The sequence below is a fragment of the Streptomyces sp. NPDC085524 genome (assembly GCF_044541755.1).
GTDB lineage: Bacteria > Actinomycetota > Actinomycetes > Streptomycetales > Streptomycetaceae > Streptomyces.
Genome location: NZ_JBITTH010000023.1, coordinates 14,982 through 29,074, shown reverse-complemented (window position 1 = coordinate 29,074; position 14,093 = coordinate 14,982). Strand labels below are relative to the sequence as shown.

Annotated in this window: 12 protein-coding genes; 4 read left to right on the top strand and 8 right to left on the bottom strand. The window is 73.3% G+C overall.

Translation table 11 applies throughout. The annotated features are described in order from the left end of the window. Positions 1-89: 89 nt before the first annotated feature. The 3 genes from ACIGFK_RS30090 to ACIGFK_RS30080 all read right to left on the bottom strand — a co-directional run bounded on the left by ACIGFK_RS30090 (position 90) and on the right by ACIGFK_RS30080 (position 3,437). Positions 90-986, bottom strand: coding sequence for a S1 family peptidase (locus ACIGFK_RS30090; protein ID WP_376660079.1), 897 nt, complete (start codon positions 984-986; stop codon positions 90-92). 136 nt (positions 987-1,122) lie between these two features. Next, the gene (locus ACIGFK_RS30085; protein ID WP_400054339.1) at positions 1,123-1,938 is read right to left on the bottom strand and encodes a DUF1684 domain-containing protein; all 816 of its coding nucleotides are present in this window, start codon (positions 1,936-1,938) and stop codon (positions 1,123-1,125) included. Between the two features lie 200 nt (positions 1,939-2,138). After that, entirely contained in the window at positions 2,139-3,437 is a 1,299-nt protein-coding gene (locus tag ACIGFK_RS30080) for a DUF5685 family protein (RefSeq protein WP_376660081.1), read from the bottom strand. 285 nt (positions 3,438-3,722) lie between these two features. Between ACIGFK_RS30080 and ACIGFK_RS30075 the strand changes: the two genes are divergently transcribed. Next, positions 3,723-4,181: a cell division protein SepF gene (locus ACIGFK_RS30075; protein WP_376660082.1), complete on the top strand. Its 459-nt coding sequence runs from the start codon at positions 3,723-3,725 to the stop codon at positions 4,179-4,181. A gap of 9 nt (positions 4,182-4,190) precedes the next feature. Here ACIGFK_RS30075 and ACIGFK_RS30070 read toward each other — a convergent pair whose 3' ends face one another. After that, positions 4,191-5,360 (bottom strand): acyl-CoA dehydrogenase family protein, encoded by a 1,170-nt coding sequence (locus ACIGFK_RS30070; protein ID WP_400054336.1) that lies wholly within the window; start codon positions 5,358-5,360, stop codon positions 4,191-4,193. Between the two features lie 299 nt (positions 5,361-5,659). Continuing rightward, positions 5,660-7,348 carry an MFS transporter gene (locus tag ACIGFK_RS30065; RefSeq protein ID WP_376660084.1) on the bottom strand — a complete coding sequence of 563 codons (1,689 nt, stop codon included), beginning with the start codon at positions 7,346-7,348 and terminating at the stop codon, positions 5,660-5,662. A 306-nt stretch (positions 7,349-7,654) separates the two neighbouring features. On the opposite strand from ACIGFK_RS30065, the gene ACIGFK_RS30060 reads away from it, so the two are divergent. Next, the gene (locus tag ACIGFK_RS30060) at positions 7,655-8,770 is read left to right on the top strand and encodes a hypothetical protein (RefSeq protein ID WP_400054334.1); all 1,116 of its coding nucleotides are present in this window, start codon (positions 7,655-7,657) and stop codon (positions 8,768-8,770) included. A 196-nt stretch (positions 8,771-8,966) separates the two neighbouring features. Then, on the top strand, positions 8,967-10,055 hold the full coding sequence (locus tag ACIGFK_RS30055; RefSeq protein WP_376660086.1) for a phosphatase PAP2 family protein: 1,089 nt from the start codon (positions 8,967-8,969) through the stop codon (positions 10,053-10,055). Between the two features lie 294 nt (positions 10,056-10,349). Here the strand turns inward: ACIGFK_RS30055 and ACIGFK_RS30050 are convergent, their stop codons facing one another. From ACIGFK_RS30050 to ACIGFK_RS30040, 3 genes are all read right to left on the bottom strand, one after another. Next, positions 10,350-11,330 carry a helix-turn-helix transcriptional regulator gene (locus ACIGFK_RS30050; RefSeq protein WP_376660087.1) on the bottom strand — a complete coding sequence of 327 codons (981 nt, stop codon included), beginning with the start codon at positions 11,328-11,330 and terminating at the stop codon, positions 10,350-10,352. A 45-nt stretch (positions 11,331-11,375) separates the two neighbouring features. Next, entirely contained in the window at positions 11,376-11,894 is a 519-nt protein-coding gene (locus ACIGFK_RS30045) for a hypothetical protein (protein ID WP_376660088.1), read from the bottom strand. 231 nt (positions 11,895-12,125) lie between these two features. Further along, positions 12,126-12,860, bottom strand: coding sequence for a transglycosylase family protein (locus ACIGFK_RS30040; RefSeq protein WP_400054331.1), 735 nt, complete (start codon positions 12,858-12,860; stop codon positions 12,126-12,128). A gap of 294 nt (positions 12,861-13,154) precedes the next feature. On the opposite strand from ACIGFK_RS30040, the gene ACIGFK_RS30035 reads away from it, so the two are divergent. Further along, positions 13,155-13,973 (top strand): hypothetical protein, encoded by an 819-nt coding sequence (locus ACIGFK_RS30035; protein ID WP_376660650.1) that lies wholly within the window; start codon positions 13,155-13,157, stop codon positions 13,971-13,973. Positions 13,974-14,093 lie beyond the last annotated feature (120 nt).

Genomic DNA, 14,093 nt, shown 5'->3' with positions numbered 1-14,093 from the left:
TGCCTCCCCCGTGGACACGGACACCCTGGACATCCTCCCAGAAGGCGGGAGGACGTCCAGGGGTGCGGCGGGGGCGCGTGGGTCACGCGTCAGTAGACGCTGACCCCGTAGGCGTTGAGGGCCTCGACCACGGGCTGGAAGTAGGTGGTGCCGCCCGAGGAGCAGTTGCCGCTGCCTCCGGAGGTGAGGCCGACGGCGCGGGTGCCCGAGTAGAGCGGGCCGCCGCTGTCGCCGGGCTCGGCGCAGACGTTGGTCTTGATCATGCCGTAGACGATGTCGCCGCCGCCGTAGTTGACGGTGGCGTTGAGTCCGGTCACCGAGCCGCTGTGGATGCCGGTGGTGGAGCCGCGCCGGGTCACGGACATGCCGACGGTGGCGTTGACGGCGCTGGTGATGTCCTGGCTGCCGACCGTGCCCGGGTGGGCGAGCGAGGTGTTGTCGTAGCGGATCAGTCCGTAGTCGTTGGTGGGGAAGCTGGAGCCGACCGTCGGGCCGATCGTGGTGGTGTGGGAGGAGTTGGTCCACCAGGTGCCCGCGCCGTCGGTGCAGTGCCCGGCGGTGAGGATGTAGTACGTGGTGCCGCTGCGCACGTTGAAGCCCAGCGAGCAGCGCCAGCTGGACGCGTAGATCGCGTCGCCGCCGGAGATCAGCTTCGACAGTTTGCCGGGGGTGCGCTCGATGCGCAGGGCGCCGGCGTCGGCTCCGGCCTCGCGCTTGATTCTGGCGATGTCGGCGGCGGAGACCGTGGAGTCGGCGGAGACCACCAGGGTGCCGGTGGCGGTGTCGGTGTACCAGGCGGTGCCGGCGACGTCGGCGCGCAGCACGGATGCACCGACGGAGGCGAGGCGCGCCTCGCTGAAGCCTGTGTCCTTGCCGTCCTTGACGGCTTCCGCGCTCGCCACAGTGGGGGCCGCGAGCGCTGCGACGGCGGCCAGGCCGGTGGCCACCGCGAGGAGCCTGGTACGGGTGATGCGCTTGATCCTCACTTCTCGTCCTCCTGGAGAGGGTTCGGGGGCCCGGCGGCTGTGGGGGTGCCGGCGCCCGTGAGGCGCAGTCGGGGGCATGACCGGCGCGTGCATTTTGGCCGTGCCCCTGACAAGCGCTGTCGGGAGTGTCCTGTCGTCAGATACCGGTCGCAAGGGCGCCTTTCAGCCGCCGCTCGCCGGCCGCCACCTCGAAGGGCAGCGTGTTCCCGGGGGGTGGGAAGGGGCAGATGAAGTGGTCCGCGAAGGCGCAGGGCGGCAGCAGGGCCCGGTTCAGGTCGACCGTGATCGAGCCGTCCTCCCCCGGCACGCCCGGCTTCAGGAAACGGAACCGGTAGCTGGAGCGACCGCTGGTGGCATCGCCGAAGACGGCCCAGAGGCTGCCGTCGTCCTCGTCGACGGCGACCTGGAGGCTGTGCTCGACGCCGCCGAAGCGGAAGGTCAGCTCGCCGCCGATGCCGAGTCCGCGCGCCCGCCCGTCGACGTTGTCGACCTGGACGGTCCGCTGCTCGCCGTACGGCTTGAACCGCCCGGGCAGGGCGAATGCGGGATCGTACGGGGTCGCCTCGATCCCGCCGAAGGCGCGGCGGGCCTCGGAGCCGGGGTCGAAGACGCGTACCGCCCACTCCCCTTCGCGGCGGACCACCACGAGGCGCCTGTCCCCGGCGGTGAGCCGGGAGCGCGAGGGCGGGCCCTCGTCTGCGATGAGTACCGCGTCACCGGTGAAGGGCTCGCCGTCGAGCTGAAGGGAATCCCCGGGCACGGCCGTCAGCTCCACTCCGCCGGCGGCCGTGCGCCACTGCCCCGGAACGGCCGGAATTCGACCTTCCGGGTAATCGGCGAGCCAATGGGTCCCGATCAGCGCGAGGGGACCGTAAGGGGCCGACACGGTGGCCACCCGATGCTCGTGCCAGGCGTACCAGGCGGCGTGCGGATCATTTGCGTCATCGCTCATGCCGCTCAACCCTTCCACGCCGGTCCGGACGGAAACCCCGGGTGAACCCGCGGTACGCCGTCCGGACCTGCACGTCCGTGAAAGGGGCCGGGCCCTGACGGCTCCTCAGCCCGAGGAAGCCGGGGCCCGAGGGGGCCTCGTCCCGAGGGAGCCCCGGCCCGGGGAGGACTCAGCCCGAGGGAGCGCGGACCGAGGAGGACTCAGCAGTCGCAGCCGCAGTCGCAGCCGTCGCAGCAGCAGCCGTCGCAGTTGCAGCAGCAGTCACAGCCGTCGCATCCATCGCAGCCGTCGCACCAGGGGTCCTTCTTCTCCCGGGACCACGGACCCTCGTGCTCGGTGCAGCACAGCTGGCACGTGCAGAACAGCCCGATGGCCACCGCGCAGCCGGCGAGGAGCCCGCGCCGCGGCCGCTGCGGGGGCAGCCCGCCGCCGCCACCGCCGTGCCCGCCGCCGCCCCAGCCGGGGCCGCCCGGCCCCATGGGCGGGGCGGTGCCGGGACCGCCGGGGGCGTACGGGTTGGAGCCGTAGGGGGCCGAGCCGTACGGCGCGCCGCCGGACTGGGGGCTGCCCGCGTACGGGTTCGCGGCGTACGGCCCGCCGCCCTGTCCGGCGGAGTTCGTCGCGGCGTGCCCGTGCCCGCAGCTGCTCGTGCCGAAGGCCCGGTCCACCGAGGTGCGCAGCTCGTGCACCAGCAGCCGGTGGGCGAGCCCCGCGTCCGTGAACTCGACCTCGCGCAGTGAGAGCCGGATGCCGTGCAGTGCGTCGTCGCAGAGTCTGCGGGCCTCGGTGAGCGAGGTACCGGTGGCCGTGAGCGGGTTCCAGGCGCCCGCCGCGGCGTCCGCGGCCTGGTCCTCCACCGCGTCGAGCAGGTGCGCGAGCCGTCCGAAGTACCGGCCCGCCTCGGCGAGCGCGGGAGCGTTGCCTGGCCGTCCGGCGAGCTGGGCGGTATGGGCGAAGGCGGCGGCCGTCGCGGTCTCCGTCGGCTCGGTCACGACGAGCACCGGCGTGCCGAGGCCCGCCAGCGTCTCGATGCCCGCCTGCCGGTCCACGGCGTCGACGAGCACGGCCGTGTCGAAGCCGAGCGAGGCCCCGGTCCGGGCGCCGGCCCGGTCCCAGCCGCGGGCGACCTTGCGGGCCGCCATGGCTATCGGGGCGCGGGCCAACAGCCCGTCCCGGTCCGCCACGTGGTCCCGTACCTTCGCCGAGGCCAGGACGAGCGAGACGGCCGCGGCGAGCCGCGCGCCCTCGCCGTTGGCCACGGAGGCGGTGCGCATCCCGCGCAGGGGGCAGGGGCCCGCGGTGCGCCGGGAGCCGGCCGCCGGACCGGACTGAGCATCCGTCAGAACGGAGACGAGCAGGCCGTCGTAGTTGGTGACGATCCTCGCGAACTGGCCGTGGTCACCCCGAAGTGCCAGGCAGAGCCCGCAGAGATGGGCCATCCACTCCGCCTTGAACCGCTCTCCGAGCCGGTGCGTGCAAGGTCTGACGATGCCGAACAAACTGCTTCCCCCGTGAGTCGTACGCGTGCCTGCGGGGCATCGTACCGAGCCCTGGCTGTCACCCGTACGCCGCAATCGCTCACCCATTCGGAGGTAGCAGTCGTATTTTCACTCAGACAGCAGTGGTAGCTGCCAGGATCCTTGACCGTGCAACGGATGTTCTGCACCAGTACCGTCACGAAACCCCTGCGCGGCGACTATCCACTTGGCGCGTTGTCAGCATCATGGACGAGCATAGGGGCAGCGGCGAAGAGACAGACTGACCGCGATGAAAGGAGGCAGTCCATGGGTTCGGTGCGCAAGGCGAGTGCTTGGCTGGGTCTCGTGGAGGACAGCGACGACGAGCGCTACTACGACGACGACTACGCGGAGGCGGTGGAGCGCCAGAACGGTGCGGTGTCCGGCCCCGGTGACGCGTGGGTCACCGACCCCCGGGTCAAGGTGGCTTCGGAGTCGGCGGTGGAGCACGGCCGGCGGATCGCGACGGTCACCCCGGACGGCTTCCGTGACGCGCGCGGCATCGGCGAGCTGTTCCGCGACGGCGTCCCCGTCATCGTGAACCTGTCCTCGATGGACCCGGGCGACGCGAAGCGCGTCGTCGATTTCGCGGCCGGACTGACCTTCGGGCTGCGCGGATCCATCGAGCGGGTGGCGACCAGGGTCTTCCTGCTGACCCCGGCCGACACCCAGATCGTGAACGGCGAGCCCGGCGGCCGCTCACGCGACTTCTTCAACCAGAGCTAGGCGGGGCCCTCACCGGAAGGCGTCGAGCCCGGTGAGCGCCTTGCCCAGCACCAGTTGGTGCATCTCGACGGTGCCCTCGTAGGTGAGGACCGATTCGAGGTTGGTGGCGTGCCGCATGACGGGGTATTCGAGGGAGATCCCGTTGGCACCGAGGATGGTCCGCGCGGTGCGACAGATATCGATGGCCTCGCGGACGTTGTTGAGCTTGCCGAAGCTGATCTGCTCCGGCCGCAGGGTGCCCGCGTCCATCCGCCGGCCCAGGTGGTGGGCGAGCAGGATGCCCTTGTGGAGTTCGAGGGCCATGTCCGCGAGCTTGGCCTGGGTGAGCTGGAAGCCCCCGATCGGCTTCCCGAACTGCTCCCGCGTCCTGGCGTAGTCGAGCGCGGACTCGAAGCTGGCGCGCGCCGCGCCCATGGATCCCCAGATGATCCCGTACCGCGCGTGGCTGAGGCAGCCGAGCGGACCCTTGAGCCCGGTCACGCCCGGCAGCACCGCATCCGCGGGCAGCCGTACGTCGTCCATGACCAGCTCGCTCGTCACGGACGCCCGCAGGGACCACTTGTGCTTGATCTCCGGCGCGGAGAACCCCGGGGTGCCGGTGGGCACCGCGAACCCGCGGATCCCCTCGTCCGTCTGCGCCCACACCACGGCGACCGCGGCCACGGACCCGTTGGTGATCCACATCTTGCGGCCGTTCAGCACCCAGTCGGTGCCGTCGCGCTTCGCGTGGGTCCGCATCGCGGCGGGATCGGACCCGACGTCGGGCTCGGTCAGCCCGAAGCAGCCGATCAGCTCACCTGCCGCCATGCCGGGCAGCCACTGCTGCTTCTGCTCCTCGGAGCCGTACTTCCAGATCGCGTACATGGCCAGCGAGCCCTGCACGGAGACCAGCGACCGGATCCCGGAGTCGGCGGCCTCCAGCTCCAGGCAGGCGAGCCCGTACTGCACGGCGCTGGCCCCCGCGCACCCGTAGCCGGTGAGGGACATCCCGAGCGCCCCGATGGAACCGAGCTCCCGCGCCAGCTCCCGGATCGCGGGCAGCTCACCGCTCTCGTACCACTGGGCGATGTACGGCAGCACCCGGTCGGCGGCCCAGCCGCGGACGGTGTCCCGGATGGCGAGGTCCTCGGGCCCGAGGAGCTCGTCGAGCCCGAGCGGATCGGTGGGTACGAAGGACACGGGGCCTCCCGGCGGCCTGGGCGGCCCGAGGGCCGCGTGGTGCCGGGGGCCGCGTCGCGGCCGGCCCGGCCGACAGAACCTAGCAGCGCAAGTTTTTGCACCGCGCCGCTGACGCTAGCGACCCCATGGGCACAAAATCCAGCCCTTCCCGGCCGATCCAGCCCTTCCCGGCCGATCCAGCCCGGACCGGCCGATCCAGCCCTTCCCAGCCGATCCAGCCCCGACCGGCCGATCCGGCCCCGTCGGCGTTTGAGGCGCGGGGTCCGGGGCTGAGCCCCGGCGGCGGCGCAGCCGACGGCTCAGCCAGCCTGCTCCACCGGGGACGGGCACGGCTCGGCCTTCGCCTGCGCCGGCACGGCGACCCGGGCCTCGGGGACCGACGCCTGCGACGGCAGCGCAGCCTCCGGCTCCGGCTCACCGCCGGACGGCACCCCGCATTCCATGACCTTCGGCAGCTTCAGCGCCATCACGGCCCCCGCGAACAACAGCCCCGCGCTCACCACGAGGGTGACGTGCAGCCCGTGCACGAACGAGTGCCGCGCCGCCGCGTGCAGCGAGGCCCCCGCCGGCCCCCCGATGTGCGCGGCGATCTGGTAGGCCTCGCCCAGGGAGTTGGCCGCGCCCGCCGAGTCCGCCGCCGCGACCCCCGGCACGTCCGCCAGCCCCGGCCGGTACGCCGCGTTCATCACGCTGCCCAGCAGCGCGATGCCCATGCCCGCGCCGAGCTGGTACGAGGTCTCGCCGATCGAGGCCGCGCCGCCGGCCGTCGCCGCCGGGGCCTCGCTCAGCATCGACTCGTACGCCGCGAACAGCGTGGTCTGCAGCCCGAAGCCCAGCAGCACGAAGCCCACCGTCAGCAGCACCGGCCGGTCGTCCTGCCCCATCAGCGTCAGCAGCAAGACGGCGAGGGCGGTGAGCACGAAGCCCAGGGACACCATCGTGCGCGGCCCGATCCGGGACAGCGTGTACGAGCCGGTGGCGCCCGCGGCCATGGCCGCGAAGGTGAGCGGCAGCAGCCGCAGGCCGGTCTCGAGCGGGCTCAGGTCCAGCACCAGCTGGAGGTACTGCACGGCGATCAGCTCCAGGCCGACCAGCGCCAGCATGGCCAGCACGATGCAGCCGACGGAGGTAGAGAAGGCGGCCCGGGAGAACATCCGCATGTCGATCAGCGGGTGCTCACGCCGCTTCTGCCGCCGTACGAAGAGCACGAGCAGCACCACGCCGATCGCGAGCGGGACCAGCGCGTACGGGTCGAGCAGGTGCCGCTCCGCACCGAGCCGCTTGATCCCGAGCACCGCGCCGAGCACTCCGGCGGCGGCCATCAGTGCGCCCAGCACGTCCCACGGCCCGTCCGCCGCCCCGCGCGACTCCGGCAGCAGCCAGCGTCCGAGCGGCAGGATCAGCGCCATGAGCGGGATGTTGATGAGGAAGACGGAACCCCACCAGTAGTGCTGGACGAGGAATCCGCCGAGCACCGGCCCGCTGGCCGCGCCTATCGCGGCGACGGCGGTCCAGATGCCGATGGCCAGGGCCCGCTCGCGCCGGTCGGGGAAGACCTGGCGGAGTATCGACAGGGTGGCGGGCATGATCATCGCCCCGCCGATGCCGAGCAGGGCGCGCGCGGCGATGAGCACCTGGGCGTTGTCGGCGAGGGCGGCTATGGCGGAGGCCACGCCGAAGAGTCCGTAGCCGAGGAGGAGGATCCGGCGGCGGCCGACCCGGTCGCCGAGGGTGCCGAAGAGGATCAGGAGCGCGGCGCAGACCAGCGGGTAGGCGTCGACGATCCAGAGGAGCTCGATGGAGCCGGGGCGCAGGTCCTCGGTGACGGAGGGCACCGCGACGTGCAGGATCGTCGCGTCGAGCGCGACGAGGACCAGGCTGACGCAGAGGACCGCCAGGACGACCCAGCGGTTGGTTCCGCCGGAGGCGGCGCAGAGCCGCTGCCAGGGGGAAGGGGCCTCGACCCCGGCCGCGTTCGTCCCCGACATGCATGTACCTCCCAGGTGATCCCTCGGGCTCGGCGGACCAGCGTCTTGTGGAGCCACGGGGGGTGGTGCGCTGTGCGGCGTCCAACGGGGTCCGGCATCGACACGCGAGTGAACGATCAGCGTACGCGAGTTCGCCTGCAGGGCACGTGGCCAAGCTCTCATCCCGACGGCGCCCTCCGTGTGGCGTGCGCCACTCCCGTCCACCCCGAGCCTCCCCCGCGTACACGCGCGCTCACGGTCCGCAGTTCCCGCCGGATCCGCGGCCGGGCCTGCGACCCGGGTCACCGGCCGCCGCCACCGATAATCATGCCCGTGAAGGATCTTGGATTTCGCCGGGCCGCGCCCGCACTCGCCGTCTTCGCGGCCGTCCGGCTGCTCGGGCTGGCCGTGCTCGCGGTGTGGTGCGCGGCGGCCGGCAGCAGCCCGCACACGCTGCTGTCCGCCCGCTGGGACTCGCTCTGGTACGCCCGCATCGCCGCGGAGGGGTACGGGTACGAGGTGGCCCTCCCCAACGGGGACGTCCACTCGAACCTGGCGTTCTTCCCGTTGCTGCCCTGGCTGGAGCGGCTGGCGTCGGCACCGACGGGGCTGTCGTACGGCTCCGCGGGCCTGGTGGTGTCGGTGGCCGCGGGACTCGCGGCGGCCTGGGGGATCTTCGCGGTGGCCGACCTGGTCCACGGCCGCCGCGCCGGGGTGTTCGCCGCCGGGGTCTGGGCGGCGCTGCCCGTCGGGATCGTGCAGTCGATGGCGTACAGCGAGTCGCTCTTCACCGCGCTGGCGGCCTGGGCCCTGTACGGCGCCCTGCGCGGCCGGTGGCTGACGGCGGGGCTGCTCGCCGCGGCGGCCGGGCTGACCCGCCCGGTCGGGGCCGCGGTGGTCGCGGCGGTGTGGGTGGCCGTCCTACTGGCCCGGCGGCGCGGGGAACGCTCCCGGCGGATGGCGGCGGGTGCGCTGCTCGCCCCCGCGGGCGCGGCGGCGTACGTGCTGTGGGTCGGGGCGCGCACCGGCGGCGGGCTGCTCGGGTACCTGGACGTGCAGGGCGGCTGGGGCAACGGCTTCGACGGCGGCTGGGCCTTCGCCCGGTTCATCGGCGGGAAGCTGGCCTCGTCCGCCTTCCCCGCCGGGGTGGGGCTGATCGCGGGCGTCGTGCTGGTGCTGTGGCTGTACGCGAAGTGCGTGCGCCAGCGGCAGCCGGCGCCGCTGCTCGTGTACTGCGGGATCGTCGTGGCGCTCGCGCTGTGCGCCTCCGGGTACTTCGGCTCCAAGCCCAGGCTGCTGCTCCCGGCCTTCCCGCTGCTGCTGCCCGTGGCCCTGGCCCTGGCCCGGTGGCGGACCGTGCGGGCCTCCGCGGTCCTGGGCGCGGCGGCCCTGGTCTCGGCGGCGTACGGGGCGTTCTGGCTGAACGGCTCGGGACCTCCGTAGAAATGAAAACGACTCACCGACATAAAGCCTGGATAAGCACGGGAAACAATTACCGGAACGGCCGATCAAGACCTCCTCAACCGCTGCCGAAATAACCGGAATTAAGTCTCGCGTGAGACCAACTCCACATCACATGGTCATCACAAAGCCCGCGATTCGCCCGGCTTGAGCATCGGCGGACGGTAACGTCGATTGAGTGCGTACCGATCAAATCCTGACCCGTCTGGAGCGGGTGTTCGCCCGGCTGGACCGGGAACCAGAGCGACCGGCTCATCTGCAAACCCCGCAGATGAGCCGGCACCGCGTCGTACTCCTCGGATCGACCCTCGCCTTCTACCTCGCGATCGTCGTGGCCGTACTGACCACGTCCTGGCTCGTCCGCCTGGACTGGCAGGTCATGTTCTTCCGGCCCTACGAACAGTGGCCGCAGGTGCACGCGTTCCTCGACTACCTCGTCGTGCTCGGCCAGCGCGGGCCCACCGCGGTCATGGTCGCCGCCTGGCTCGGCTGGCGCTCCTGGCGGCAGCACACCCTCCGCCCCCTGATCGCCCTCGGCGTGGCCCTGCTCCTCCTCAACATCACCGTCGGGGCCGTGAAGCTCGGTCTCGGCCGGCTCGGTCCGCACTACGCCACGGAGATCGGCTCGGCCGAGCTCTTCGCGGGCGGCGATATATTCCCTTCCGGCCACACCGCCAACGCCGTTGTGACCTGGGGAATCCTGGCCTACCTGGCCTCCACCGTGGTCACCCGGCGGGTGCTGTCCGTGGTCTCCGCGGTCGTCTCGCTGAGCGTGGGCGCCACCACCGTGTACCTCGGCACCCACTGGGTCAGCGACGTCCTGCTCGGCTGGTCCGCGGGTCTGCTGATCCTGCTGGCCCTCCCCTGGTTCGAGCCGCTGATCGCCCGGTCCGAGGCCTACGTCTTCGAGCTGCGCGAGCTGCTGCGCCGCCGCGCGGAGACCGGACGGATGCCCGCGCCGGTCGTCACCGCGCTCACCCCGCTGCTCTCCGCGGGCGGCAAGTGGCAGCTGCGGGCCGGCGGCGACCCGGCCGGGGAGCCGGCCCCGGCACCCGTCCCGCAGCCCGCCGTCGCGGCAGCGGCCGCCACGGTCGCCGCGCACTCCCCGGCGCCCCGGCCTGCCGGGCACGCGTCCGGACGGCAGCACGTGATCCGCTCCGAGCGGACTCCCGTCACACCGGTCGGCAGCCGCCGCCCGGCCCACGGCGAGCGGGCTCCCGCCCGCGGGACGGCGGCCGCCGCGGCCCGTCCGGTCGCCGGCGGCTGAGCGCCACCGCGGGGGCGGTACGCACCACTTGACCCCGCGACACGAAGGCGGGCCGGGTCCCAGACCCGGCCCGCCTTCTGCGTTCGTCAGCGCCACGCCCGGACGTTCGTCCATCCCGGGTCACGCTTGTGTCACAGAATATCTACAACCGCCAATTGTTTTACGGTCCGCGACACGCCCGCCGTCAAGACCCTCCGGAATTCCTCCCGAGAGCCGACGCATTTCCCCCGGCCATTGCCGCCACTCCCGCGGTCCCGGCCCTGGACCAGACCAACCGAATGCCCCTCAGGACCGCTACATTTCCTTCACTTCTCCTGCTCCGACGGCGCGTCCCAGGAGATCCCGCGCGGCCCTGATCCGGTCGGTCAGCTCCGGCGGCTCGACCACTTCGAACTCACAGCCGAGCAGCATGACGTGAATCACCAGAACGTCCAGGCTCACCGCCCCGGTGCGCAGCAGACAGCTGTTCCCGTCGACCGGTTCCAGGGCTCCGTCGCTCGGCCCGATGATCCGTGCCGCGTCCTGCGCCGACACCTTCAGCCGCACCACCGCGCGGGCCGCGTACGCCCGCTGCGACACGCCTTGGGAGACGTACGCGGCCAGGTCCTCGGCGGGCGGCCGGCGCGGAGCGAACCGCGGGCCGTGCGGGGGCCTGGGCTCGATGCGGTCGGCGCGGAAGGTCCGCCAGTCCTCCCGCTCCACGTCCCAGGCGACCAGGTACCAGCGGCGCTCGGTGCACACCAGCCGGTGCGGCTCGACCGTGCGGCGGGTGGCGTTGCCCCCGTGGTCCCGGTACTCGAAACGGAGCCGCTCGCCGTCCCGGCACACGGCGGCGAGCCCGGCCAGCACCGAGGGGTCCACGGTGGACCGCTCGGCGCCGCGCAGCATCGGCACCGTGAACTCGTTGAGCGCCGAGACCCGCCGCCGCAGCCGCGAGGGCAGCACCTGCTCCAGTTTCGCCAGGGCCCGTACGGAGGCCTCCCCGATGCCCTCGACGCCGTTCCCGGCGGCGGTGCGCAGCCCGACGGCCACCGCCACGGCCTCGTCGTCGTCGAGCAGCAGCGGCGGCAGCTCGGCGCCCGCGCCCAGCTGGTAGCCGCCGCCGGTGCCGGGGCTGGCGTTCACCGGGTACCCGAGCTCCCGCAGCCGGTCCACGTCCCGCCGGACCGTCCGCGGCGTCACCCCGAGCCGCTCCGCGAGGTCGGCGCCGGTCCATTCGCGGTGGGCCTGCAGCAGGGACAGCAGGCGCAGCAGTCGTGCGGAGGTCTCGAGCATGCCCAGAGTCTGCCAGCGGGCCCCGCGGTCCGTGCACGACCGGTTTCAGCAGGGCAGCAACGCCGGCGCCGACTCGCCGCTGAGTTCGATCAGCCCGCACAGGCTCTTCAGCGAGACCTTCCAGACCCCGTCGTCGAGCACCGAGATCCCCTTGCTGTCGGACAGCGCCGGGGAACCGGAGACCAGCAGGTCGTAGGTCACGGTCGCCTGGGTGGGGGAGGTGAAGGTGATGTTCTTGACCTTCGCTGCGGTCTTGTCCGCGCTGGGGAGGCGCGCGAGGCCTCCCAGTACCGGCTCCAGGAAGTCACCGTGCTCCAGCACGGCGGCCTTCTCCTGCGTGGTGGACTTCGGGTCGAAGAAGACGACCCAGTTCTTCTCGATCTGCGCCTTGGCCGCAGCGGGATCGGCCGGACCGTCCGCGGCGGGCACGGCCGGGGCCGCGGCGCCCGGCGGCACCGCCACCCCTGCCTCCGCCGCCGAGGCGGCTCCGGCCAGGGGCGGCACGACCAGCAGCACTGCGGCCGCCGCCAGCCCCGCGGCACGCGGGTGTCTTCTCTGGCCCATCTGGCTCACCACCGTCCAAGCCGTACGATTCGACGCTTCCAGGTTCAGCGCCCACCCCCCGTCCCGCAACGCGCGCCGGCTCCACCGCGCCGGGGCCAGACCCCTCGCCGCGGAAAATCCAGCCCCGCCGGCGTTCGAGGCGCGGGGTCCGGGGCGGAGCCCCGGCGGCTGCGCCGCAGCCGCACCACGCAGGGAGCCCGGCCCGCGCACCGCGTCACGGCGCGACGGGGATCAGCGGCGGACCCGCGGGGCGGCGGCGGCCCCCGGAACCGCGGCCGGCGCCGGCTTCGCCATCGGCGGGGCGGCGGCCACCGGCGGGGCGACGGCCATCGGCGGCACCGCAGCCACCGGCGCCGCGGCCACCGGCCCCGGGACCACCAGCAGCATCCCGATCCCGATCACCCCCGGCCGCGCCCCGATCACCGCCCGGTTCGCCGCGTACACCGCCTGCCAGCCCCCCGCCACCCGGTACCGGCGGGCGATCCCGTACAGCGTGTCCCCGGCCCGCACCGTGTGCATCCGGCCCGCCAGCCCGTACCGCTTCGAGCACACCGGCCAGGCGTCCCACCCCTGCCGGGCGAGGACGTCCTGCGCGACCCGGATCTGCTGCCCGCGGCTCGCGAGGTCGGCCCGCTTCGCGAACGCCAGCCCGCCGTACTCCTCCCACGTCGGCTGCCAGAACTGCAGCCCGCCGTAGAAGCCGTTGCCGGTGTTGACCGCCCAGCGGCCGCTGCTCTCGCAGTCGGCCACGCAGTCCCAGGGCCATTCCCCGCCCGGCCCGCAGTCACCGGGCCCCTTCCCGATCAGTCCGGGCGAACCGGGGTGCGCCACCCCCGCGGGTCCCGGAGCGGGCGGCGGCGGGGCCGCTGCCGCCGCACCGGAGGGGAGTACGAGTGCCAGCACGGCGGCAGCGGTGACGGTGACGGCGGCGCTGACGGCGCCCCGCCGGATCCCGAGGTTGGGCATCGCGTCACGCTACGCGCGGCCCCGCCGCCCTCCCGGCCCGGCACGCCGCGCGCCTGCGGGCCCCACCCGGTCGGCCGACCGCACCGCCTCCCCGAAACGGCCATCTCCGCACACCAACTGCGCACAACCAGAAAAGAGTTCGCACGAAAACAAAGCCCCGGTCGGACGGTTCACTCTTCCGGGGGCCCGGTTCGATTCCGTTCCCTCCAATGGCGTGACCCCGGCCGCCGATCCCCCGTTGAGCCCGGCGAGCCGGGATCCGCCCGGCCCGCACCTATGCCGAGGAGCCACCCCGTGCCGCGCATGCTCGACGTCAGTGATGAGGTACGTGCCGAGATCGGTGACGAAGAAGCCGAGAGGCTGCTCGTCGGCGACGACGCACCGCGCAGTTACGACTGCACCTCCTGCCGCACCCCCGGCGACCCCGAGAGCGACCGCACCAGCACGGTGCTCTTCGTCGGCGAGGAGACCGCCGTGCTGGCCTTCGCCCACGCCACCTGCATCCCCTCGCAGGTCGTCACCGTGTCCGAGGAGCAGCTGCAGGGCGCCGTCCGCAGCATCACCGGCGACAGCCCGGCCCCCGCCGTGCCCGTCCTGCCGTCCCCCGGTGACGGCCCGCAGAACGTGCCCGGCGGCCAGGCCGTCCTCGGCATCACCAGCGGCCTGGTCCTGATCGGCGGCGAGCTGCACCCCGCCCTGGTCGTCGAGCCGACCGCGCCGATCGCCCGCCCCGGCACCACCGGCCCCGGGGACGACTTCCTGCCGCTCCTCATCGAGCAGGGCTTCATCCCGGTCACCGACACCGCGGAGCTCCCCACCGCCCTCGGCGGCTGGTCCGTGCTGCTCGCGGGCGGCCAGCTGCACGCCGTGCTGCAGCCGGGCACCGACGGCGGCCAGGTCGCCTGGTGGCAGGCGCACCAGGCGCTGTCGGTCACCGACGGCTGGCGGACCGCCGTCAACAAGACCCAGCGCGTGCTCATCTACGCCGCCCCGGTCGGCTCCATCGGCCAGCAGCCCCGCGAGGACCTGCTGCGCGACGCCCTGGACAAGGCCGCCGCCGCGGGCAAGCTCGTGGCCGCCTCCATGCCCCTCGCGGGTACCCCGGGGGCCTGACGCCCACCGGCCCCGGAACGGCCGCCGGCCCCTTCACCCCGGGGCCCGGCGGTGTGCGCCGGGGGTGCGCGGTCCGTCCCGCGCACCCCCGGCCTCTTGCGTTTTCGCCCCGTTCACCCC